Raw genomic sequence first — 1,647 nt, forward strand, 5'->3', positions numbered from 1 at the left:
CGGCGAAAATGAATTTGGAACTAGTAGAATACCATCCTGAGGGCGTTTCTAGCGAAGCGCCTCTTCTTTTTGTGCATGGAGCATGTCATGGAGCATGGTGTTGGGAAAAAAACTTCCTTCCTTATTTTGCGGACAAAGGCTTTTCTTCCTATGCGCTGAGCTTTCGTGGGCACGGTGAAAGTGACGGCTTTGACCATCTTCATACCTACACCCTACAGGATTACACGGATGATGTTCTTGAAGTGATCGGGCGTCTAAAAAACAAGCCAGTGCTAATCGGACACTCCATGGGCGGAGGAATTGTGCAGAAGATCTTGCACCAGTATCCAGATATAATCTCGGGAACCGTACTCGTTGCCTCGATTCCTCCGCATGGCGGGATGCGTGACTTATTCCGATTGATGTTCAAAAATTTTAAAGAAGCTATGCAATTGTTTACATATAACGAAAAAAGAGATGCCTCGCTGCTTGCCAATGTCTTTTTTTCCAAGGAGCTGCCGATGGAAAAAAAGGACGAGTGGGTGAAGCTCTTGCAGCCAGAATCACTGAAAGCAAGAACTGAGATGAATGGAAAAATTGTTCCAAAAACCATCAGTGCGAAAGCTCCGATGCTGGTTATCGGCTCCAAGCAGGATCGGATGATTTCTGAGAAAACAACGCGCCGAATTGGCAAAGCATACGGAATCGAGCCTGTTCTTTTCCCAAATATCAGTCATGATATGATGCTTGATCCCGAATGGGAAGCTGTTGCGGGCGAGATTTTGGCTTTTTTAAACGAATCGATATCTGAACAGCGGAGGTAGGGAATAACATGGAAGGTTCTTATCAAATCGCAAACATTGCAACGAATGTTGAGGTAGAAATAGAACGCTTGAAATCGCAGGTGGAGCTGTTCTGGGATAAGGAGCTGAAGCATTATATCGAGTTTGGTCTGACAGATGGGATGTCGGTCATAGAGCTGGGCTCGGGCCCGGGATTCGTGATGGAAAAGGTCATGCAGGCGTTTCCGAATGGCAGAGTGACGGGATTGGAGATCGATCCTCTTCTCGTTGATTATTCCCAAAACTATTTGACAAAAACGCAATTGGATCGATTTGAGATTGTCGCGGGATCGATTATGGAAACGGGCTTACCCAGCGATTCCTATGATTTTGCCATTACGCGACTTGTATTGGAGCATTTGCCCGACCCAGTTGGTGCGGTTCGTGAAGTAGCGAGGTTGTTAAAGCCAGGTGGCAAAGCGGTATTCATCGACAATGATTTCGAGATGCATATCATGACCACCCCACATGTACCAGAATTGCGAGAACTATATGATGCCTACTGTGCGGCACGCTATGCGGAAGGTGGCAACCCGAAAATCGGTCGTGAACTGCCAACGGTGCTAAAACAAGGCGGACTCGGAAAAATAGATTTCGAAGTCATTTGCGCTCACAGTGAGCTTCTCGGGTACGAAATGTTTCTAAAGTCGGAGGGTGTAGGCATACCTGTGCAGTTGGTGCGTGACGGTTATTTGTCCAGTAAGGCGCTGGGCAAGCTATCTGTGGCATGGCGAAACATGCTGAATACGGAAGGTCATTCCATTCTCAGACAGCTGTACATGGCTGTTGGTGAGAAAACGGTGTAGAAGAAAGGGGGGAGTCGAGT

General features: G+C 47.1%; 2 protein-coding genes. Both read left to right on the forward strand.

From position 1 onward, the window contains the following. Positions 1–8 precede the first annotated feature (8 nt). Entirely contained in the window at positions 9–803 is a 795-nt protein-coding gene (locus M3630_RS26085; protein WP_221869037.1) for an alpha/beta hydrolase, read from the forward strand. Between the two features lie 8 nt (positions 804–811). Beyond that, positions 812–1,627: a methyltransferase domain-containing protein gene (locus M3630_RS26090; RefSeq protein ID WP_251254017.1), complete on the forward strand. Its 816-nt coding sequence runs from the start codon at positions 812–814 to the stop codon at positions 1,625–1,627. Positions 1,628–1,647 lie beyond the last annotated feature (20 nt).

Origin of the sequence: Brevibacillus sp. MER 51, assembly GCF_023714195.1 — a bacterium.
In the GTDB taxonomy this organism is placed as follows: Bacteria; Bacillota; Bacilli; order Brevibacillales; family Brevibacillaceae; genus Brevibacillus.